We start from the raw sequence: 22,123 nt of genomic DNA on the forward strand, positions 1-22,123 counted from the left end.
GCGCCAAGGAGAAGTAGGATGCCCGAATATCTCGCACCCGGTGTCTTCGTCGAGGAGGTGAGCTATCGCGCCAAGTCGATCGAAGGCGTGAGCACCACAACCACCGGCTTTGTCGGCCCGACCCGGTTCGGCCCGACCGATCTCGAACCCGAAGTGATCACCTCGCTCGTCGAGTTCGAGCGCGTCTATGGCGGACGCGGCAAGCTGGTGTGGAACGGCACCGAAATCGACAACTACATGTGGAACGCCGCCCGCGCCTTTTTCGAGGAAGGCGGCAAGCGGCTGTATGTCAGCCGCGTCTACAAGCGCGACGGCAGCAATGTCGGCGCAGCGACCCGCACGGCGGTCAACAATCTCAAGTTCTCGGCCCGCTTCCCGGGCGTGGCTGGCAATGGCCGGCTGACCCTGCAATTCGCGCTGGGCCAGAACCGGCTGGTCATCGATGGATCGAACAAGTCGCTCAAGGGCCTCGGCGATGGCGATATCGTTTACGTCTCCTTCGATCCGCCGCCGGTCGAACCGCCCGCCTCTCCGCCCGCCGCGCCGGCGGGCCTGGTCGGCTTCTACCTGCTGGTCTGGGATGGCCCCGCCAATGCCTGGAAGCTGACCCAGCCCGCCATCGCGGCCGACCCTGCCGCCACCCCGCCGGTGGCTGCCGTGCCTGCCAAATCGATGCCGCTGACGGACGGCGCGATTTCCGCCAATGTCCGCATCCGGCGCGTTTCGGTGTCGGTGTTCTATGAGCCCGCCGCCACCGATCTGCCGACCTTCGCGCAGGTCGAACTGGCGCTCGACAACCGCCACACCAGCAACGGCACACCGGATTCGCTGCTCAAGGTCTTCGCCCGGGACCTGCCGAGCGACGGCATGGCGCGCACCACCCCGATCGTGATCGAACGCGACGGTGTTTCGGCCGACCCCACGGGGCTCGATCTGATCGCCGCCTTCACCACGACGGGCTCGAGTGCCACGGCCTCCAAGATCCGGCTGGCGGACCTGATCGCCGACGCCGCCGATCCGGCCAAGACCTCGCTGACCTTCATCCTCGACAACGGCCGGGACGGCGTCGCGCCCGATGCCAACACCTATATCGGCGCCGAGGACGTCGCCACCAATCGCCGCACCGGCCTCAAGACCTTCGAGAATGTCGAGGACATCTCGATCGTCGCCGCGCCGGGATCGAGCGCCACCGCCACCGACGCCCAGGGCGTCGCCAATGCCTTGATCGCCCATGCGCAGACCATGCGCTACCGCATCGCCATCATCGACAGCATCAAGGGCCAGTCGATCGCCGACGTGCGCGCCTATCGCGGCAAGTTCGACAGCAAATACGCCGCCTTCTACTATCCCTGGGTGCGGATCATCGATCCGGTCACCAATCAGGAAAACCACTACCCGCCCTCGGGCTTCGTCGCCGGGATCTTCGCCCGCAACGACATCGAACGCGCGGTCTACAAGGCCCCTGCGAACGAGGTGGTGAACCTTGCCATCGGCTTCGAGAAGTTCCTCAACAAGGGCCAGCAGGAAGTGCTCAACCCCGAAGGGGTCAACTGCTTCCGCTTCTTCGAAGGGCGCGGGATGCGGCTGTGGGGCGCGCGCACCATGACCAGCGATCCCGAATGGAAATACGTCAATCTGAGGCGCTATTTCGCCTACCTTGAGCGCTCGATCGACAAGGGCACCCAATGGGCCGTGTTCGAGCCCAATGGCGAGAAGCTGTGGGCCAATGTCCGCCGCACGATCGAGGATTTCCTGCTCAACGAATGGCAGAACGGCGCGCTGCTCGGCGACAAGCCGGAGAAGTCCTACTTCGTCAAATGCGACCGCTCCACCATGACGCAGAACGATCTCGATAACGGCCGGCTGATTTGCCAGGTCGGCGTCGCTCCGCTGCGTCCCGCCGAATTCGTCATCTTCCGCGTCGGCCAATGGACGGCCGACCGCAAGGCCTGAGGAGCACGCACATGGCAGTCAAACGCGATCGGCCCTACGTCCAGTTCAACTTCCTGGTTGATCTGGGCGACGGCAACACCAGCGGCCCCGATGCCGGGTTCCAGGAGATTTCCGGCATCGGCATGGAAGTCACCGTCAGCGAATACCGCAACGGCAACAGCCTCGAGAATTCGGTGATGAAGACCACCGGGCTCAACAAGGCCAGCGACGTCACGCTGAAGCGCGGCGTGATCGGTTCGCTGAACCTCTACAACTGGCTCAACCAGATCAGGAACGGCGACCAGAACGCGATGCGCACGGTCACCATCCAGCTCCAGAACGAGGACCATTCCGAGGTCGTCATGACCTGGAAGCTGCTGCGCGCGCGGATCATCAAGCACACCTCCGGCGCGCTCAACGCCAAGGGCACCGACGTGGCGATGGAAGAGCTGGTGATGGCCTACGAACGGCTGGAAATGGAATAGGCCCGTGACCGCGCCCGTCATTCTGCCCGGAATCGCCGTCGACCCGCAGGTGCAAGCCGGCGCGCCGGACCTGCCGCGGATGGACGTGGCAGGGTTCGCAGGGTTTGCGGCGCGCGGGCCGTGCCACCGGGCGATCGCGGTCGACAGCGTGGCGAGCTTCACCGCGCTGTTCGGGGACGAGGTCACGCTGGCCGCCGGGCGCGACGGGGGGGCGCCCGCGGTCTCGCGCCTTGCCAGCACGGTGCGCGGGTTCTTCGCCAATGGCGGGCGCCGCTGCTGGGTGGTGCGCCTCGCCCGCACCATCGCCAGCGAGACGCAGTGGCAGGCGGACACCGGGCGGGCGCCCGATGAAACCAACCTCGCCGAGGCCGCGACCTTTCCCCTGCCCGGAGTGCTCCAGCGTCTGCCGTGGCAGGCCGGCGGCGGCTCGTCCCGGCTGCGCCCGGCATGGCTTGCCGCCGCCAGCGTCGGCAGCTGGGCCGATGCGATGGAAGTGCAGGTGCGGATCGCGCCGCGCCCCTTCGCACTGAGCGGCTGCGCCGCCCTGCCCGATGCGCCGGACAGCGGTTCCGCGGGGCTCGGGCCCGCGCAGCTTGCCGCCTTCCGCGCGCTCCATGCGGGGGTGCAATTCGACGATCCGGGCGGGCTGGCGGCGGGCGACCTGGTCGAATTCGCCAGCGCCACCGGAGCAACGCGGCGCTTTGCGCGGATCATTCGCCGCAGCGGCGGGAAATGGCACGCCCTGTGGGTCGCAGCCTTCGCTCCGGCCACGGGCGAGGACATCGAGCAGGCGGGCAAGTGCCAGTTCGTCGGCAGCCCGGCGCGGCACGACGTCACCTTCAATCCCGCTCTGGGCCGGCTGACCTTGCCCGCACGGCATGAACCCATGCCCCCGCCGGGAAGCTGGGTGCAGATCACGCTCGGCAGCGCGGGCCTGTTCCTGAAAGCCGAGCAGGTCGGCGAGACGACCATCGCCGGGCCGGTGTGGCGGCAGATCCCGCACCATGTCCCCGGATCGACCTATTCGGCGCGCGCCATCAGCTTCGACCTGCGCACCGCGCTGGGCGGTGCCGGCGCGCAGCTGGCCGGACTGGCGCCGGGCTTTGCCGGGACGGGCGGGCCTGCGACCCTTATGTGCGACGACGACTGGTTCGCGCCGCGCGAACGCCGCCGGGCCGAGCCGCGCTTTGCGCTTGCGATGCGCGCCCGCGACCGCGCAAAGCTGGGCGCGGCGGGCGACCCGATGCTGGGGATGGAGGGCTTCACCGCAGCTGCCGCGCGGATGGGCACCACCGCTTTCACCGCCGCCGACCGCGAGGTGCTGCGCGCCTGCTGGCTGCCGCTCGGTTGCGAACAGGCCTATGCCGCGCCGGGCCGCGCCCTGCCCTCGCCCCGCCGCGCGTTGCAACGCGACGGCCTGTCGCGCTTCGACGAGGCGCTGTTCGTCGACCCGGCCTTCGCCGCGCTGGCGACCGATCAGGTGGCCGGTGCGCTGACCCGCCACCGCGACGTCGCCGAGCGCCAGCTTTTCGGCATCCACGCCCTGCTCGACACGCCCGACACCCGCTTCGGCACGCCGACGATCCTTGCCGCACCCGACATGGCACAGCCGGGCTGGGAGCTCGACGTGATCGGCGGTCTGCCGCACGCCACGCCGCTCGATCCACGTCCGCCCGCGCGCTGGCTGACCCACGAAGGCGGCTGCCCGGCCTTCGCCCCAACCACGCCGCCGACGCGGCCCGATTTCGCGCGCTTCCTCGATTGCGACACGCGCCTACTCGCCGCGCCCGACCTGTCGGGGCCGGTCACGCCGGTCAGCAGCGGCACCTTCACCTTGCGCTGGACCGGCGGCGATCCGGGCGTTCCGGTCGAACTCGAACAGAGCGCCGCCCCCGATTTCGCAGCTTCGGCGCGGATTTATGCCGGAACCGGCGATCACCTTGCGCTCGGCGGGCTCGGCGAGGGCGCGTGGTATTTCCGCCTGCGCGCCAATGACGGCACCAATGTCTCGGCCTGGTCGGTGCACGCGGTGGTGGTGCGCCCCAGCGACTATGTCGCGCTGCCCGCGATAGGCCCGCTGCTGCCGGTGCTGCAGATCGCCCTGCTGCGCGCGGCCGCGGGCTCGCTCGACAATGTCGCGCTGCTGCCCATGCCCGGCGGATTGCGGCCCGCCGAAGCGGCGGCGCAGGCGCGGCGGCTGACCGATGTGGCGGGCGACTATGCCCGCCCCGACCGGCTCGGCCCGGGCGAGCGGCGCACGCTGAGCTACGGCGCGCTGCATTACGGCTGGCTGCTCTACCGCGCCGCGCCCGCATCGCGCGAGGCGCTGCTCGCCGCTCCTTCGGAAGGCTGCGTCGCCGGGCAGATGGCGGCGCTGGCCCGCAGCGAGGGCGCCTGGATCGCGCCCGCCAACCGCGCCGTCGCCGATTGCGCGGGGGTCGACCCGCAGCTCTCGCCCGCCGACCGGCTTATCCTTCAGGAGGCGCGCATCAACGCGCTCGGCCCGGTGGTGCGCGGTTTTGCGGCGCTCGACGCGATGACGCTCAGCCCCGAGCCGGAATGGGGCCAGATCAATGTCCGGCGCCTGATGATCTTCCTGCGGCTGGTGGCCCTGCGCCGCGGCGAGCCGCTGGTGTTCGAAAGCAATGGCGACCAGCTGCGCCGCGCGCTGGAGCGCGAGTTCGCGCAGATGCTCGGCGACTTCCAGCGTCGCGGCGCCTTTGCCGGTCGCAGCCGTGGCTGGCGACTGGCGGTCGAGACCACCCAGGCCGATCGCGACAATGGCCGGATCGTCGCCGAGATCGGCGTCGCGCCCTCGCAGCCGCTGCGCTTCCTGACCTTCCGCCTCGTCCAGCAGGGCGCGCGGCTGACCCTCGCGGAGGCCGCGTGATGGCCGGCCGCCCCTTCATCGCCTTCAACTTCGGGGTCGAGATCTACCCCGACGGCGCCAGCGCGCCGCTGTGCAAGGCGGCCTTCGCCGAGTGCGACGGGCTGGAGGTCACCTATGACGTGAAGGCGATCAAGGAAGGCGGCGTCAACGACCGCGTGGTGCGGGTGCCCGGTCAGGCGTCCTATGCCAACCTCACCCTGAAGCGCGGCATGACCGACAATTTCGACCTTTGGAAATGGGCCAGCGACACCGTCGCCAACCCCGCGCTGAGGGCCAATGCCGAGGTGGTGCTGTTCGCCGGTGACGGCGCGACCGAACGCGCGCGGTTCCAGCTGCACCGCTGCCTGCCGGTGAAGTTCAAGGCCCCCGCGCTCAATGCCAAGGACGGCAGCATCGCGATCGAGGAATTCGCGCTGTCCTACGAGAAGTTCGAGCTTGTCCCCGGCGGCGGCGGAGGCGCGCGATGACCGACGCCGCGCTGGTCAAGGCCAAGCTGATCGAACTCGAGGAGGATCTGGTCACCGAGAAGGCCGGGTTCGTGCCGGTGCCCGTCCAGTTCAACCCCGAAACCTTCAAGGTCACCTACGCCAACGAGGTCAAGCAGCCCGAGGGCGGCGATCAGGCGGCCGGCACGTCGGGGATGCAGTTCGTCGGTGCGGGGACGACCAAGCTGGCGCTGACGCTGTGGTTCGATGTCACCGCGATGACCGAGGAGCCGGTCGACGATGTGCGGCGTCTGACCAGCAAGGTGATCTATTTCATGACCCCGCGCGCATCCCAGCGCGATGCCTCCAAGCTGGTGCCGCCGGGGCTGCGCTTCGTGTGGGGCAGCTTCATCTTCGACGGGATGGTCGAGGGGCTGGAGGAGAGCCTCGAATTCTTCTCGCCCGACGGCAAGCCGCTGCGCGCACAGATCACCCTGACAGTCGGGCAGCAGAAGATCCTGGTGTCGGAGTTCCGCACCCCGAACAGCGCCGGCCCGCGCGCCGGCCAGCGGCCCTTCACCCCCGCCCCGCAAGGCAAGAGCCTGCAGGACATGGCCGCCGCCGACGGCAAGGGCGGTGACTGGCAGGCGATCGCCTCGGCCAACCGGATCGAGGATCCGCTGCGGATAAAGCCCGGCACGCCGATCGACCTCAATCTGGGGACGGGCGCCTCCGCGCGGATCGGCGCGGGCACGTCTTTCGGCGCGGGCGCACCGGCCGCGCCTGCGCTGTCCGCCCCCGATTTCACCATCGCCCCGCCCCGCCTGGGCATCAGCTGACGAGGACCCGAACCATGCCTGTCGTCATTCAGGATTTCGAGACGCTTCCCGCCGATGGCAGCGGCGATGGCGCGAGCGCGGGCGGCCGCGCGCCCCGTTCGGAAAGCGCGGCGCGGGTCGCCGCCGAATGCACCTTGCGCCGCCTCGCCCGGCGTCACGCGCGGCTGCGGGGTTGAGGCACGGACCATGCCCCAGACCATCACCCGCCTGCCTTCACGCTCCGCACGCCCGACGATCGAGATCGCCGGACAGCAGCAGACACGGCTGGAAGCGGCGCTGCTCGAATACATGCTCGCCGACGGGATCGACACGATGGCCCACGCCGAACTGCGCTTCGGCAACTGGGGCGGCGCGCAGCCGGGCTTCCAGTGGTTCGACCGGCGGCTGCTCGATTTCGGCAAGGAGATCACCGTGAAGCAGGGCGGCGAGGTGCTGTTCGCCGGGCGCATCACCGCGATCACCGCGCATTACCCGCAAGGCCGCCCGCCCGAACTTTCGGTGCTCGCCGAAGACCGGTTGCAGGATCTGCGCATGACCCGCCGCACACGCTCCTTCGCGGCGCAGGGTCTCGGCGACATTGCCCGCACCATCGCCTCGGACCACGGGCTGGAAGCCGACGTCTCCGTCTCCGGCCCCAGCTGGAAGGCGCTGGCGCAGGTGGCGCAGAGCGACCTTGCCTTCCTGATCGACCTCGCCCGGCGCGAGGATGCGATGGTGTGGATCGACCAGGGCAAGCTGGTGGTCAGGCGCAGCCGCGATGTGTCGGGGGTATCGCTCGCCTGGGCGGGGACGCTGCGCAGCTTCGATGTCTGCGCCGATCTGGCCACCCAGCGCACCGCGCTGCTCGCCACCGGCTGGAATGTCGCCGACAAGAAGGCCGCCCGGCACGAGGCCGACACCAGTGCGCTCGGCAGCGAGCTGGGACAGGATCAGGCGGGCGGCGAGATTCTCCGCGAGGCCTTCGGTCAGCGCAAGGATCAGGTCGCGCATCTGGTGCCCGCCAATGATGCCGAGGCGCGCACGCTGGCCGAGGCCGCCTATCGCCACCTGGCGCGCAACTTCGTGGTCGGCGAGGGTGAATGCGAAACCGATCCGCTGCTGCGGGTCGGCGCGAAGCTTTCGCTCACGGGCTTGGGGCCGCTGTTCGACGGCGACTACCGCATCCGCGCGCGCACCCACCTGTTCGACGCCGCCGAGGGCGCACGCACGCAGTTCACCTGCGACCGCGCCGGGCTGGGACGCGGCTGATGCTGGCCGACCCCCTCCTCACCGGCGACCGCCGCGAAGCCGAGGCGCAGGCGCGCAGCCCGTTCGGCTTCGGCGGGCTGTTCGGCGGGGTCATGCCCGCCACCGTTACCTCGCTGGAGGACCCTGACGGGCAAGGCCGGGTCAGGATCGCGCTCAGCGCCGTGCCCGATCCCGACAATGCCGAATGCGAGCTGTGGGCGCGGGTCGCCACGCTCTATGCCGGCAAGGACCGCGGCACCTGGTTCATGCCCGAGGTCGGCGACGAGGTGCTGGTCGCCTTCGAACAGAACGATCCGCGCCGTCCCTATGTGCTCGGCGGTCTGTGGAACGGGGTCGATACCCCGGCGCAAAGCGGCAGCGATGCGAACACCATCAAGCAGATCAAGAGCCGCAACGGCGTGGTCATCACCATCGCCGACGAACGGGGTCAGGAAAGCCTGACGCTGGAAACCCCCGCCGGGCAGACCATCACGCTCAAGGACGGCCCCGGCCAGATCGAGATCGCCGACAGCAATGGCAACACGGTCAAGCTGGAGGCCAGCGGCATTTCGATCGAGGCGGCGGCGCGGCTTTCGATCAGCGCGGCGCAGGTCTCGGTCTCGGCCTCGATGGTCAGCGTCGATGCGGGCATGTCGAACTTCTCGGGCGTGGTGCGCGCCGATACGGTGATCTGCAATTCGATCGTCGCGGCCAGCTACTCCCCCGGCGCGGGGAATATCTGGTGACCGCCGCGGGCCATCCGGTGCGCTGGGCGGGTCCGCGCCCCCTGTGGTCGAACACCCGGGGGCTGGGCGGCGCGCCCGCGATCCTGCGCTTTGCGCACGACGATTTCATGGACGAGCTGAACGGCCTGCTCGAAACCGATCCGGGCCTGCTGGCGGGCCATGTCGCCCGCTACGAGACCTGGCGGAGCGTGCAGGGCGAAAGCGATCCGCCCGATCTTGCCGCCCGCGTGCCGCTGCCCGCTCCGATCCGCCAGGCGCGCCGCCGGACGCTGCTGGGTCGGCGCGCCGGCCTGTCGGCCGACATCGCCCCGCCTGCGCCGCAGCGGCTGAAGCTCTACCAGCCGGTCCACATGCGTCATTATGTGGTGTGCGGAACGCTGGCCTGCGAACGCCCCGGCTTCCCCGATCGCAAGCCCGCAGGGCCGCACGAACAGGTCGGCTACGTGGTGCGCCGGTTGCTGGCCGACCGGTCGGGCACCCTGTTCGAGCACGCCTATGTCCGGCAGGCGAGCGGCGGCGTCTGGCAGCGGCTGGCGGGCGATGACCCGCTCCAGCTGGCCCCGGGCGAGGAGCGCCTGAAGCTGTTCCCGCTGCGCCACCGCGACGGGGCCGAGCTGCGCCGCACGCTGTGGGGCGCGGTGATCCCGGTCGGGCGGCGCGAGGAATATCTCGCTGCCGATATCGCCGCCGCCGCGCCGAGCCTGCTCGAAGGCCAGCTCGCCGCCGCCAACCCCGCCCCGCCCCCGTCCCGTCCCAATTCCACCCAGGCGCGGCTTGCCGAATTCAAGATGGACGTGTCGGAAAGCTGGAAGGCGATGATCCAGGCGGCGCTGAAGAGCGCGTCGGAGATCGAGGACGACCGCGGCACGGGATCGGGCGCGAGCAAGCGCCAGCGCCGCGTGCGCGAAGCCAACCACGCCTTCCAGCACCAGTCGTGGCTGCTGCTCAAGGACCTGCTCGCCTTTCTCGACCGGCACCTCAAGCCGGTCGCCGCCGCTGTCCGCGCCAATACGCCCGGCACGCTGACCGGCAAGTCGCGCGAGCTTTACCAGTGGCTTTCGCTCGAGCTCGACGCGGGGCAGATCGACGCGCTCCGCAACGGTTTTGCCGATATGGGGAGCTTGCTCGCCGGCACGCCGTCGCATCCCGCCAGCATCGCCGCGGCGCTGCGGCGGATCGACGACGCGGAGGAGGCCGCGCAGCTCGAGCGAGTCGAAACCGCCTATCGCGACGACCCCGGCGAGCGCGGCGACTGGCCCTCGTTCCACTTCCTTCTGGCGGGTATCGCCAGCAACGGCAGCGGCGAGACGATCTCCGCCAGCGGCGGTTTCCGCCTGCTCGACCAGCTGGTCGAAAGCACCAGCGGCAATTCCGAGATCGAAGCGGCGACGCTGAACCCCGCCGAGCCCCCTGATCCGACGACGACCTCGAAGATCTGGTTCGAGCGGGTGGACAAGCTGGTCGCGCTCGTCGGCCGCGCTCTGCCGGTCGGCAACGAGGCCGATGCCCGCGCGGTGCCCTTTGCCATGAAGCTCAGCCAGACGATGCTGGCGACCACCGCTGACAGCGGGCGGTTCGTTATCCGCATGGTCCACCTCAACGAAGATTGCGGGCCGCTGCATCCGCCCACCCTGTCCGGCCCGAGCGTCGAATTCGAGCTGGCGAGCTTTTTCGATCCCGATGCCCCCGCCCGCCCGATCCGCATCACCCTGCCCGGCGATACCAGTGCGGCCGGGCTCAGGAGGCACGCGCGCGGCACCGCTTTCGTCATGTCGAACATGCTGTGCGGACAGGTTCAGCGCGCCAAGGGGCTGGGGTTCATCGACCTCGTCCGGCAGGTGTTGCCGTGGCCGCTGCACAAGGACATCGACATCGGTGCGGGCGGCGGCTGCAAGAGCTCGTCGGGGGCCGACATCGGCATGATCTGCTCGATCTCGATCCCGATCATCACCCTGTGCGCGCTGATCCTGCTGATGATCATCGTCAGCCTGCTCGACTTCATCTTCCGCTGGCTGCCGTGGTTCATCATGTGCTTCCCGGTGCCGGGCCTCAAGGGCAAGCAGCAGGAGGCCGCGCCATGACCGCGAGCATCTTCGGCAAGAGCATCGGCTTCCCCTTCCGCATCGACGGCGCGGGCCGGATCGGCTGGTCCGACGGCGAGGAGAACGTGCGCGAATCCATCGCGGTGATCCTGCGGACCGACCGGCTGGAGCGGATCGCGCTCCCCGATTTCGGCGCAGGGCTGCAACGCTGGCTGTTTGCGCCGAACACCCCCGATACCCACGCCCGCATCGCCCACGCGGTCGAGCAGGCGCTGCGCCGCTGGGAGCCGCGCATCGCGCTGGAGGAGGTCACCGTCGCCGCCAGCCCGGACAATTCCACCCAGGCGATCGCCACGATCACCTACCGGCTGGTCGCCAGCGGCCAGCGCAACCGCCTGTCGGTGGGCATCAGCCTGTCGACGGCACCGAACTGAGAGGGACCGCCAGATGCCACTATCCGCACCCTCGATCGACAACCGCCGCTACCAGGATCTGGTCGCCGAGCTGGTCGCGCGGATACCCGTCCACACGCCCGAATGGACCAATTTCAACGACAGCGATCCGGGGATCACGCTGATCCAGCTGTTCGCGCATGTCGCCGAAAACATGATCTACCGCACCAACCAGGTGCCGGAGCGCAACCGTCTGAAGTTCCTGCAATTGCTGGGCATCGGGCTGCAACCGGCGCGCGAGGCGCGCGGGCTGGTGTGCTTTGCCAACGAACGCGGCAGCGCAGACGCGCTCAATGTCCCGGCCGGGAGCGAACTGCTCGCCGGCAAGGTCGCCTTCCGCACCGACCGCACGCTCGACGTGCTGCCGGTTGCCGCGCGGTGCTTCATGAAGCAGCCGGTCAACGATCTCGATCAGGCGACCCGCGACTATTACAGCCTGCTCTACGCCTCCTATGGCCAGCCCGATCCCGGTGGCCTCGCGCATTACCGCACCACCGAGGTCGATTTCGCCGCGCCCTTCGATTTCGGCGCGAGTCACGACCAGACGCTGTGGATCGCGCTCACCGGACGGGCGGGCGACAAGATCGCCGATGGCGGCGACGGGTGGAGCGACCTGCGCGCCAAGCTGGCACGGCGCACCATCGCCTTCGGCCTGGTTCCCGAACTGGCGGCGGGCGGACGCAATCTGCTGCCGGTGCCCGATGTCGCGGCGGGCAACACCAGCCCCTTGCTGTTCGCGATCCCCGACGGGTCGGTCTCGGCCACCCCGGCAGGATCGGACACGCCCCAGCCGCGCTACCGCGATCTGACCCAGCGGATCGATTTCGACCCGCTGCTGCAGGCCGGGGTGATCGAACTGACCCTGCCCGACCAGCAGGCGCTGGCCCTTTGGGATACGCTCGATCCGCTCGAGGCCGGGGTCGGCGATCTGCCGCCGATGATCGAGGACCCCAAGCTTGCCGGCAGCATCGTGACATGGCTGAGGGTCAGGATCGGATCGGCAGCGGCGCTACGGCTCGGCTGGGCGGGGATCAATGCCGCCGCCGTGCGCCAGCGGGTCGAGGTGCGCTCCGAACGGATCGCCGATGCCGATGGCGCGCCGGGCCAGCAATACCGCCTTGGCCGTGCGCCGGTGCTGGCGGGATCGGTCGCGATCACCGGCGCGAGCGCGGGCCGCACGCGCAGCTGGCGCGAGATCGACGACATTCTTGCCGCCGGACCCGAAGTGCCGGTCTACCGCGCGGGGATCGCCGGTGAAACGCCGGGCGAAACCGATGTCTTCACGCTCGATCCCGAAGCGGGCCTCGTCACCTTCGGCGATGGCCTGACCGGCCGCCGGCCTCCGCCGGGCGAGGTGCTGTTTGCCGATTATGCCTATTGCGAGGGGCGCGAGGGCAATGTCGGCGCGGGCGCGATCAAGGCCGGGCCTGCCCTCCCCGACGGGGTGAGCGCGACCAATCCGGTGCCGACCTGGGGCGGCGCCGATGCGGAAAACCCGGCTGACGGCGAAAAGCAGGTGCAGCGCCTGCTGCGCACCCGCGACCGGCTGGTCACGGCCGAGGATTTCCGCACCATCGCGTGGCGCACGCCGGGGGTGGCGATGGGCCGGGTGGAGGTTGTTCCCGCCAGTCACCCCGATGCCGCCCCGGTGATCGCCGGATCGGTGCCGGGGGCGGTTACGCTGCTGGCGATCCCCGCCTTCGACGGCGCGCACCCTGATGCGCCGCGCCCCGATCGCGGCTTTGTCGATGCGCTGTGCGCCTATCTCGATCCGCGCCGTCTGGTGACGACCGAACTGGCGATCCGCGGGCCGGATTATGTCGGTATCTGGCTCTCGCTCGGGATCGAGATCGCCGGCGGGCACAGCGCCGCCGAAGTGACCGAGGCGGTGCGCGGGCGATTGAAGGCGTTCCTGTCGCCCCTGCCCGCCCCCGGCTTCGGCGGCGCGGCGATGCTGCCGATGCTCTACGCGCCCGACACCGATGCCGCGCTGCGCGGCTGGCCGCTGGGGCGCGCGGTCAACGCCCGCACCCTGCTGGCCGAGGCAGCGCGCGTGACCGGCGTTGTGTCGGTCGCCCCAGTGCAGCTCGCGCGCGGGGCGGGCGGCGCGACCGAAAGCGTGTCGCTGAGCGGGCTGGAACTGCCAGAGGTGCTCGGCATCTCGGTGGTCGCGGGCGATCCCGTCCCGCTCGACCAGCTGCGCGGCACCGGCCCGGCCGCCACCACCATTCCGCCGCGCCTGCCTGTGCCGGTCATGGCGGAGACCTGCTGATGAACGTCAACCAGGCCTTGTTCCACATGCTGTTGGGCCCGGCCGACTGGGGTCGCTGCCGTGTGCCGACCGGGCCGGTCGAGCGTACGCCGGTGGCGACCTTCTGGTCCGCCCCCGACAGCGGTGATGCGGCCACGATCGATCCGCGCGCGCCGTTCTACAACCGCCGCTCGGGCGAGCTGACCCTTGCCCCCGGCGACGAGGCCCTGCTGCCGACCAGGGGCGAGACCGCATTCGAACCCGCGCTGCGTCGCGCCTGCGCGAGCGATGCGGCGGGCAACCTCTACCTTGTCAGCGACGATGGCCTGGCGATCCGCTGCGTTGCCGCCGCCGACCGTATCGAGCAGACCTTCTGGCCCGACCCGCGCGCGGTGCCGCCGCGCGCTGCCGGACCCTTCGTCGACGCCGCCACGGCCGAAGCCCTGCCGCGCCGCTATGTCGCGCTCGCCGTAACCGCGGGCGGATACCTCGTCGCGTGGTGGCGCAGCGCGCAGGGCGAAGGGGCCGAACGCTTCGATCTCGTCGCCGGTGGTCCGCCCGAGACATTCATGCCCGCCGAAGGAATGCCCGGCAGCGTCGCCGATCTCGCCGCGCGCGGTCCGGGCGGACTGTGGGCCCTGCTCGAGGGGAACGCCGGGCTGATCGCACTCGACGCCGATCTGCGTCCTTGCGCCGCCGGCGCGCCCGCCTTTGTCGAGGACCCGTTCCAGAGCGACGATCCGGCCGCGCCGCGCCGTCGTCATGCGCTGCCCTGGCAGGGCACCGCGCTCGCCCTGCCCGCCGGTCTTTCCGCGCGCCAATTGGTGCTGGCATGGGACGACGTTCCGGTGGCTCTGGCCGCCCGCGCCGATGGCTCGGTGGTGATCCTCGCCGCGAGGCAGGACGCATCCGGCTGGCAGGTGCTGCTCGACGGCGGGCAAGCCTGGCACATGGCCGGCGCGGCGCTGGCCGAAGGCGATCTGCAATCGATCTTCCTCGTCGATCCGGTCGGCAATCAGGCGCGCGAATTGCTGTTACGCCGGGGCGGCAACGGCGCGGTGATCCCGGACGGGCTGCAGACCACCACCTACCCGCTGCGTCGCTGCGGCGGCCGGGTGCTGGGCCTCGTGGCCGGGCGGATCAGCTATGACAGCGGGCCGGAGCCGCGACTGGTGCCGGTCGTCAAGCGGGTTCACCGCGCCTTTGCCCCGGCCTGCACTTTCGAAACCCCGGTCTACGATTCGCGGCTCGCCCAATGCCAGTGGGACAGGATCAGGATCGATGGCAGCATCCCCGCCGGCACCTCCGTCACCATCGAGGCGCGCTGCGGCGAGAGCGAGGCCGACCTGCGCGGCAGCGGCGCGCCGGGATGGATCGTGCAGCCGGTGCCCTATCTCAACGGTGACGGCGGAGAGCTGCCCGGCAAGCGCGCGATCGCGCAGCTCGGCACCGATCCGGCCGCGCGCGAGGGGTGCTGGGATCTGCTGCTGCAAGGCCAGCGCGGGCGCTTCTGCCAGCTGCGCATCACCCTTGCCGGCGACGGCCGCACCACGCCGCGCCTGCGCGCGCTGCGCCTGTGGTATCCGCGCTTTTCCTATTCCGAACGCTTCCTGCCCGCGCTCTACCGCGAAGAGCCGACCAGCGCCGATCTGCTCGAACGGTTCCTCGCCAATATGGAGGGGATCAACACCGGGATCGAGGACCGCATCGCCGCCGCGCAGGCGTGGTTCGATCCGCGCACCGTGCCCGAAGGCTTCCTCGAATGGCTGGCGAGCTGGCTCGATCTGGCACTCGATCCGGCGTGGAATGCCGCGCGCAAGCGACTGTTTCTGGCCAATGCCATGCGCTTCTTCGCCTGGCGCGGGACCGTGCCGGGGCTGGAACTGGCGCTGCGGATCGCCTTCGATGCCGATCTGGACGCGGCCGATTTCGCGCTGGGCGGGCCGCGCTGCCAGTGCCCCGGTCAGGTGCGGGTGGTCGAGACCTTCATGACCCGCCCGCCCTCGCGCCGCCATGTCCCGGCCATCACAGGAGGCGGCCCGGTGATCGGCACGCCGGAGGCGCAATGGACCCCGGCGGAGGGATCGCCCGGCCTGTGGCAGCGCCTCGCCGCTGCCGGCGGGACGGCGGGCACCGGACCCTTTCCGCTTACCCCGCCGACCGGCGATGAGGCCGCCATCTGGCAGGCCACCCTCGACGCGGCCTTCGGCTTCGTTCCCGCCGAGGGCGCGCAGGAGCGCGCAGCGTGGCACAGCCACCTCGCCGCCGCCGGTCTGCCCGCAGCCGAGCTTCCGCGCGATACCGCGCCATCCGGAGCACCGGGCGAGGAATGGGCGCGCTTTGTCGCCATCGCGCGCTATGCCCGGCAGCGCTGGCACGATTACCTCACCCGCCGCCATCACCGGATCGAGCGGCTCAACCAGGCCTGGCTCAGCGACTGGGCGAGCTTCGGCGAGATCCCCGTTCCGTCCGAGCTGCCTGGCTCCGGCGCGGCGCTCGCCGACTGGCTGGCCTTCGAAGGCAAGGTGCTGCCGCGCCACCGCACCGCCCACCGCTTTTCGGTGCTTCTGCCGCTGCGCACCGTATCGGAAGGCGGGGCGGTTCTCGATGACCGGATGGCGCTCGCCCGCCGCATAATTGAGGTCGAAAAACCTGCGCACACCGAATTCGACGTGCGCTTCTACTGGGCCATGAACCGGGTCGGAGAGGCCCGGCTGGGCCAGGACAGCGAGCTGGGCGCGGGCTCGCGCGCGCCCGAGCTGATCCCACCGGCGCTGCTCGGCAGCAGCTACATCGGTTCAAGCTTCGTGGCGGGCCCGCAAGGCTCGCCCCCCGGACGGGCACGGCTCGCATGCTGACCCCCTTTCAACCCCCTTCCCTTGGTGGAGAGACGCCATGACCTGCTGCACACCGTTCAGTCCTGCCGGAACCGCCGCAGTTCCCTCGCCCAGCCAGCACGTCAATTTCACCACCGGCATGGTGCTTGGGGTGGACGACTACCGCGCCGAGTTCGCCTATCACTCGGCGCGGGACCAGTGGATCATGCGCGAGGCGGGCGGCAGCGGGACGCTGGCCGGGCTGGAGGTCATGCCCCAGGCGGACGGAGCCAACGGCCCGCGCATCCGCGTAACTGCGGGCAGCGCCGCCGCGCCGAGCGGCCAGCTGATCTGCGTCGCGCGCGACCAGTGCGCCTCGCTCAATGCCTGGCTTGCCGACGCGACCGTGACCAAGCAGGTCGGCGCGATTGCCGCCCTGGGGGCCGATCCCGCCAAGACCCGACTCTCGCTGTGGCTGACGCTCTGCTACGTCGATTGCACCGCGCTCCCGGTGCCGATCCCCGGCCAGCCCTGCCGCAGCGAAGACGACCTGATGGCCAATTCGCGGGTGATGGATGATTACCGGCTGGCGCTGTCCTTCACCTCGCCGCTGCACACCGAGGCGCGCGCGCTGCGGCTGCTGCAGATCTACGAGAGCAGCTGGGTCATTGATGCGACAGCCCCCAACACCGCGGCGGCGCGCAAGGCGCTGGATGCGAAACTCGGCAAGCATCTGCGCGCGCTGTTCACCAGCGGCGACAGTTTCAGCGCCGCCGATCTCGCCCCTCCGACCCTCCATCCAGATCTGCGGCCCTTTCTTCGCCGCCGTCTGCGCCAGCTGTGGATCACCCGCGTCCGCCCGCTGGTCATGGCACAGAGCTGCGCTGCCGCCCCGCGCGGCGAGGATTGCGTTCTGCTCGCGCGGATCGTGCTGCCGGTGGTCAAGGCGGGCAGCCATTGGGAAGTCGATGACGGCGGAGCCCCGCTCGACGCGGTGCAGATCGACGAGGGCGAGCGGAGCTTCATCGAAAACCCCGCTCTGGCCGCGACCCTGTTCGGCACCGCGGCGGTGCCCGACCCGCTGCCCGGCAGCTTCGAAGTGGTCACCGGGGCCGGCAATCTCGGCACCGGTACGGCAGCCGCGCTGATCCGGCTCGGCGCCGATGGCGATGTCGTGATCCCGGCCGGGACGGCGGCCGGCGCCGGACGCTGGCTGTGGCTGCGCAGCCAGGGGCCGGGCAAGGTCACGCTGAAGGTCGCCGGCGGCGGCATGATCGCGGGCGAGGCCAGCCGCGACCTCGCTACCGGCGAGACGATCCTGCTGGTCGCCGACGGGGCCGGCCAATGGGCCTACGGCGCGGGAGGGCCGGTGTCGTGACCGCGCTTCTGCAACTCGGCCAGCCGGTCAGCGAAGGCGCGATCGAGACCGTCCGCTTCTTCAACGGCCGCCTGCTGAGCGGTGCCGATCTGACCCGTGAACAGCAGGCCCGCGCCGGACTGGACGCGCGGATCGCGCTGACCGGTGGCAGCGGCGTGGCCTACGGCCTGACGGTCGAACGGACCAGCGCCGACCTCGCCGAACCGCGCGCCAGCGTCACCGTGCGCGCGGGGGTGGGCGTGGCGCCCTCGGGCCTGGTGCTCGAACTGGCGGGCGACCAGCGCATCGCTCTGGTGCGCGAGGACAGCACCAGCTTTGCCGTGAACCAGCCCGGCACCTTCGGCCCCTGCGGCTCCGAGGCAGGCGGGGTCTATGTCGCGGGCGAGGGGCTCTATCTTCTCGCGGTCGCTCCCGCCCGGGTTTCGGCAGGGCGCGCGCAAGTCAACGGCCTGCCCGGCGACCCGTTGAGCTGCAACGCCGACCGCGATCTGGCCGGAGTTTCGTTCCGCCTGTTCGAAATTCCCCCGCACGCCTATGGCGGCATCTCCCCGACCGAAGCCTCGTTCCGCAACCGCATCGCCTATCGCTGCTTCGGCGCGCGCGTGCGCCAGCGCTGGGTGACGCACCTGCCCGGAAAGGTCGACAGCGGGGGATCGCTGGCGGATCACTTCGCGGCCTGCGGTCTGACCGACGACATGCTGCCGCTGGCGCTGGTCCATTTCACCGGCGCGCTGGACGTGACCTTCCTCGACATGTGGGCCGTCCGCCGGGAGCTGACCGTGCCCGACCGCGGCGACCCGCTCGCCAGCCTGACCGCTCCGGCGCGCGGTGCGGCAGGACGGGCGATGCTTGCGCAGTTTGCCGGCCATCTCGGCGAGCTTGCCGCCGCGCCGGGCGGGCTTGCCGGGGTGAGCGCGCGCACGCATTTCCCGCAATTGCCGCCCTGCGGGCTGCTGCCCGGTCTCGACGCCGGGACAGCCGGCGACTTCTTCGCCGGGATGACCTACCGCGGGCCGATCCACATCAACGCCGCGCAGCTTGAAGTGCTGATGCGCGAAAGCCTGACCGCGCCCGCGATCGACACCGCCGACGACGGCGTGGTGTGGGTCTATGCCGTCGCCGAGAACCTGATCGCGGCGGCCGGTGCCCTCGCCGATCCGGCGCGGCCCGACCCCTACCTGGTCTTTGCCCGCGGCGACCTCGGCTACCGCGGCGATGCCCGCTTCAACCTGCACCGCTGGAACTACGCCAACTTCGCGCTGGGCGGCAGCTGAGCCGCCCGAAAGGAGCCGACGATGACCGATATCGTGACCATTTCAGACGGCGCTTTGCTGCCGCCGATGTCGAAGCTGCTCGATCTGCTCGGTGCGCAGATGACCGAGCCGCAGCGCCAGGCGCTCTACCAGCAGCTTCTGCTGCTGCGCCCTCCCAACGTCGCGCCCGGCGATCTGATCCGCGCCGAAACCTTCAACCTGATGCTGAACGACATCAATGAACTGATGCTGCGCGTGGCGCGGCTGGAGGCGAATGCGGGCGGACCCTATATCGACCGGATCGAACCGGTCGGCGGGGTCTATGCGGCAGGCAGCAGGATCACGATCATCGGCCGCAACCTGAAGCCTTCCAACGCGGACACCAAGGTCAGCTTCGGCACCCGCGACATCTACGATTTCTTCCCGGAATCGACCGATACGCACATCGAGATGCCGGTGCCGATCGGCTTCACCACCCTGCCGGTGGACCTGATGGTCAAGGTCAGCACCGCCGGGATGGTGTCGAACGAATATCCGGTGCGGATCGTCGCGCCGAAGGTCACGCCGCAGGGCACGCTGGACGTGCGCTCGACCGGTGGCACGCTGGGGCAGATTATCGTCGGCAACACCTACACGGTGCAATGGCGGATCATCAGCCAGCTCAACGTCACCCGCGACATCGTGCTGGAAGCGGTCGTAACGGGGGTCGACGGCAGCACCGAGGGTGCGTGGACCGACAACATCTCGCTCTCGCAGAACGGCAGCTTCTCGCTCGCGCCGGGCGGTTCGCGCGATGTGGTGATGACCATCAAGGTGCCGGCAGGCGCCAAGAGCGCCGCGATCAGCCTCAAGGCCAGCACGACCGAGGACAACTTCGTCGACATCGGCACGCAGATACCTTTCGTGGTTGGGGACGACGCCGAAGTCTCGGACCCGCGGGCGAGCGTCAAGATGGCTGTCTTCGTCGCCACCACACCGCTGCGAGCCGGCGGGATCGTGATCGACGGGCAGACGATCCAGGGCTTCAAGATGCAGCCCGGCCAAACGGTGCAACTGCCGATGGAGCTTTCGGCCGGCGCTTCGGGGGGCGGGTTCTACACCTTCGAATGCACGGTCGAACCGGGAACGCCGGCAGGCGGCAACACGGCACAGACCGGCCGCTGGACTGTCGGCACATTCCCGCCCGGACGAACATCCGTCGCCGCCAACCAGACCCAGCCCTTCTCCGTCCCGCTGACCAGTTCGGGCCTCGCCGACACCACCACGGTTTCGTGGCTGGTGATCAAGGCGCGGCACTTTGCCGCCGCCAGCGGCGGGACTTCCGACTTCACCAGTTTCACGCGGATCCCGATCGTCGGCAAGGCGTGACCAACCTCAAAGGAGCCAAACCATGAGCAATACTATCGTCTTCAACCCTTTCGATCCGGTCACCGGCCGCCCCACCGTCGACGGTTTTGTGCTCGCCGATATCGGCGTGATTACTCCCGAGGCCGAGCCCGGCTATGTCAACGGCGCGCGTGTCGAGATCGGCAGCAGCGGATTGTCGCCGGTGGTGATCAACGCCGTGCAGGACGGCGATACGCTGGTCATCGGCGTGCTGTGCCGCGGTGACAGCAGCTTCGACAGCCTCGATATGGTGATGCTCGCCTTTCGCAATGCGGCAGGCCAGCAGCGCCGGATCGACATTCGCCCCAACTGGGGTGACGAACCCGATCCCATGACTGCGGCGGCGGTGGCAGAGACGGGATATGGCGCCGCCAACCCCGATCCGGCCAATCCCGGCACGCATCTCGTCGAGGCCCCCTCCCCGTTCGGGTTCGACATCCGTACCAACAAACCGGCGCATATCGGGCCGACGTTCTATCAGCGCTCCGGCCCGTCCGGCAATTGGAGCAACGCCAGCGCGCCGACCGGCTTCGATTGCAAGGTGCGATCGTGGCGTCCGCTTGTCACGGCGGACTCGCCGACCGAGATCGCCTGGAGCCTCGAGGTGCGGGTTCCCGTCGGCGTTGCCAGCGGCGGCGCGGGCTGGATCGACCTCGGCGACGACTTCGGCCTGTTCATCGACGTCTTCCGCGCCTTGCGTTACCTCGACGAGGGCGATCCGCTGTTCGGCTGGAGCCAGTACATCTTTCCTGCGACCGCACCGGTACTGGAGGGCATCATTGACCTCACGACCGACATTCCCGCCGCCAGCTTCGGGCGCGGGCTGAAAGGTGCAATGGTGTCGCAAGGTCAGGGTGTGCGGATCAAGGGCGGTTCGATGGGGATCGGCTGCCGCCAGGCGGGCAGCGCCGTCTTGCAGAACACGATCAGCAAGACCGTCGACAACACGATCGTCGCCCAGCTGGAAAATACCGGACCCTTGGCATCGGGGGTGACGGCGGAGGTCCGGATGGCCAACTGGGGCCTCGGCCCGCCGCAGTTCAATGCCTGGGCTCTGGCAGCAGGCTGCACCAATCCTTCCCCCCCCGTGACGGTGGCAGCAGGAACACCCGGATCGCCCGGAGCGATGGTCGAAACGCTCAATGCCTGGCCCGCGGCCACGGTCCCGGTCGACTACCAGATGAGGCCGCACCAATGCATGTGGGTGCAACTCAAGGGCGCAGGCGTGGTATTCACCCAGAGCTCGGCGCGGCGGAACATGGATTTCGTCAATTTCTCGTCAGAGGAACGTCCGGCCGAGATATCGGCGGTGGGCTATTCCAAGCCCGGTGACGGCAGCGACACCCAGGAATTCCTGCTGCGGACCCGCTGCCGCAAGATCGTCGTCTCGGAATTGATCGGCGCGAAGGATCACGGTGAGGAGACCGTGACGATCATTGGCGGCGCGCTCCAGAACGCGATCGAGAATGACAAGCTCCGGCGCGACCAGATCGACGCCCCCCGCACCCATGTCGCGGTCGCCGACTCGGGGCGACGCGGTGTCGACATGTATAAGGATTCGGTGGTCTATCTGTGGATCACCGAAGGGCTGCGCCGCACCCACCAGATGATGGAGCTGGACGGGGTCAAGGGCGAGATCTGGGACCCCAGCCCCGGCGATTTCTCGCTCGCAGCCTATCACAACGGGGTCGATGATCCGATGGGATGGCAGATGTCGGGCGGAGGCCTGATCCAGCGCGGCAAGGGCGTTTACGGGATCAAGGTCAAGGACGGAAAGACCGCGACCATCAACGTCAAGGTCGGTGCCGGACCCGAGATCCGCCCGGGCGACACGTCGGATCTGCCGCGCAAGTTCCCTGACGGCGATGGCGGGGCGAACGGCGGCGGCACGGGACAGGATCCGAAGCCGGACGGCAAGCCCGACGGCTGCAGCCTTCAGGCTCTGCTGCTGGTTGTGATCCCTGCCGCGATCTACGCCGTCGGCAGCATGATCGCCTGAGG

The 22,123-nt window shown here is 69.7% G+C and carries 16 protein-coding genes; all 16 read left to right on the top strand.

All coding sequences use genetic code 11. From position 1 onward, the window contains the following. Positions 1 to 18 precede the first annotated feature (18 nt). From PFX90_RS04375 to PFX90_RS04450, 16 genes are read left to right on the top strand one after another with little or no spacing between them, the layout of a single operon-like run. Positions 19 to 1,953: a phage tail sheath subtilisin-like domain-containing protein gene (locus PFX90_RS04375; RefSeq protein WP_285711012.1), complete on the top strand. Its 1,935-nt coding sequence runs from the start codon at positions 19 to 21 to the stop codon at positions 1,951 to 1,953. Between the two features lie 11 nt (positions 1,954 to 1,964). Beyond that, positions 1,965 to 2,417, top strand: a complete 453-nt coding sequence (locus tag PFX90_RS04380) for a phage tail protein (protein WP_285711015.1) — start codon at positions 1,965 to 1,967, stop codon at positions 2,415 to 2,417. Positions 2,418 to 2,421: 4 nt separating this feature from the next. Continuing rightward, positions 2,422 to 5,307 carry a phage tail sheath C-terminal domain-containing protein gene (locus tag PFX90_RS04385; protein ID WP_285711018.1) on the top strand — a complete coding sequence of 962 codons (2,886 nt, stop codon included), beginning with the start codon at positions 2,422 to 2,424 and terminating at the stop codon, positions 5,305 to 5,307. Then, the gene (locus tag PFX90_RS04390) at positions 5,307 to 5,774 is read left to right on the top strand and encodes a phage tail protein (protein ID WP_285711023.1); all 468 of its coding nucleotides are present in this window, start codon (positions 5,307 to 5,309) and stop codon (positions 5,772 to 5,774) included. Before PFX90_RS04385 ends, PFX90_RS04390 begins: the two co-directional genes overlap by 1 nt. Then, positions 5,771 to 6,571 carry a CIS tube protein gene (locus tag PFX90_RS04395; RefSeq protein WP_285711025.1) on the top strand — a complete coding sequence of 267 codons (801 nt, stop codon included), beginning with the start codon at positions 5,771 to 5,773 and terminating at the stop codon, positions 6,569 to 6,571. Before PFX90_RS04390 ends, PFX90_RS04395 begins: the two co-directional genes overlap by 4 nt. A gap of 14 nt (positions 6,572 to 6,585) precedes the next feature. Beyond that, positions 6,586 to 6,747, top strand: a complete 162-nt coding sequence (locus tag PFX90_RS04400; protein WP_285711027.1) for a hypothetical protein — start codon at positions 6,586 to 6,588, stop codon at positions 6,745 to 6,747. A 10-nt stretch (positions 6,748 to 6,757) separates the two neighbouring features. Continuing rightward, a complete protein-coding gene (locus PFX90_RS04405; protein ID WP_285711029.1) occupies positions 6,758 to 7,819 on the top strand; it encodes a phage late control D family protein in 1,062 nt (353 codons plus the stop codon). Beyond that, positions 7,819 to 8,544, top strand: a complete 726-nt coding sequence (locus PFX90_RS04410) for a phage baseplate assembly protein V (RefSeq protein ID WP_285711032.1) — start codon at positions 7,819 to 7,821, stop codon at positions 8,542 to 8,544. Before PFX90_RS04405 ends, PFX90_RS04410 begins: the two co-directional genes overlap by 1 nt. Next, positions 8,541 to 10,625, top strand: a complete 2,085-nt coding sequence (locus PFX90_RS04415) for a hypothetical protein (protein WP_285711035.1) — start codon at positions 8,541 to 8,543, stop codon at positions 10,623 to 10,625. The genes PFX90_RS04410 and PFX90_RS04415 overlap by 4 nt, the downstream gene beginning before the upstream one ends. Next, on the top strand, positions 10,622 to 11,020 hold the full coding sequence (locus tag PFX90_RS04420; RefSeq protein ID WP_285711037.1) for a GPW/gp25 family protein: 399 nt from the start codon (positions 10,622 to 10,624) through the stop codon (positions 11,018 to 11,020). The genes PFX90_RS04415 and PFX90_RS04420 overlap by 4 nt, the downstream gene beginning before the upstream one ends. A 13-nt stretch (positions 11,021 to 11,033) precedes the next feature. Continuing rightward, complete coding sequence (locus tag PFX90_RS04425) at positions 11,034 to 13,310, top strand: baseplate J/gp47 family protein (RefSeq protein WP_285711040.1); 2,277 nt, start codon at positions 11,034 to 11,036, stop codon at positions 13,308 to 13,310. Further along, positions 13,310 to 16,147: a phage tail protein gene (locus PFX90_RS04430; protein ID WP_285711042.1), complete on the top strand. Its 2,838-nt coding sequence runs from the start codon at positions 13,310 to 13,312 to the stop codon at positions 16,145 to 16,147. Before PFX90_RS04425 ends, PFX90_RS04430 begins: the two co-directional genes overlap by 1 nt. 37 nt (positions 16,148 to 16,184) lie before the next feature. After that, positions 16,185 to 17,483, top strand: a complete 1,299-nt coding sequence (locus tag PFX90_RS04435; RefSeq protein WP_285711043.1) for a hypothetical protein — start codon at positions 16,185 to 16,187, stop codon at positions 17,481 to 17,483. Further along, on the top strand, positions 17,480 to 18,757 hold the full coding sequence (locus PFX90_RS04440; protein WP_285711045.1) for a hypothetical protein: 1,278 nt from the start codon (positions 17,480 to 17,482) through the stop codon (positions 18,755 to 18,757). The genes PFX90_RS04435 and PFX90_RS04440 overlap by 4 nt, the downstream gene beginning before the upstream one ends. Before the next feature lie 21 nt (positions 18,758 to 18,778). After that, entirely contained in the window at positions 18,779 to 20,104 is a 1,326-nt protein-coding gene (locus PFX90_RS04445) for an IPT/TIG domain-containing protein (protein WP_285711048.1), read from the top strand. Between the two features lie 22 nt (positions 20,105 to 20,126). Continuing rightward, complete coding sequence (locus PFX90_RS04450; protein ID WP_285711051.1) at positions 20,127 to 22,121, top strand: hypothetical protein; 1,995 nt, start codon at positions 20,127 to 20,129, stop codon at positions 22,119 to 22,121. Positions 22,122 to 22,123 lie beyond the last annotated feature (2 nt).

Origin of the sequence: Erythrobacter oryzae (genome assembly GCF_030271515.1) — a bacterium.
GTDB lineage: Bacteria > Pseudomonadota > Alphaproteobacteria > Sphingomonadales > Sphingomonadaceae > Erythrobacter > Erythrobacter oryzae.